General features: G+C 65.8%; 1 protein-coding gene. It reads right to left on the bottom strand.

The window, feature by feature from the left end:
• The coding region (locus HX846_RS38440) for an efflux RND transporter permease subunit (RefSeq protein ID WP_178967605.1) at positions 1-214 on the bottom strand (214 nt) is incomplete at its 3' end.
• Positions 215-295 lie beyond the last annotated feature (81 nt).

The raw sequence follows: 295 nt of genomic DNA on the forward strand, positions 1-295 counted from the left end.
CGAAGGAACGCTCCAGCGGCGTGGCCACCGTAGACGCCATCACCTCGGGGCTGGCCCCCGGCAAGCTGGCCGACACCACGATCACCGGGAAATCGATCTGCGGCAATGGCGACACCGGCAACAGGTTGAAGCTGACGCCGCCCAGCAGCATGATCGCCAGGCTCAGCAGCATGGTGGCTACCGGCCGGCGAATGAAAGGTCCGGACAGGTTCATGACTCAACCGGCTCCAGGCGCACCGGCTCTTTGCGCCAGCGACGGCCGAGGCGGTCGAAATACAGGTAGATCACCGGGGTG

The organism is Pseudomonas sp. K5002 (assembly GCF_013386655.1).
GTDB lineage: Bacteria > Pseudomonadota > Gammaproteobacteria > Pseudomonadales > Pseudomonadaceae > Aquipseudomonas.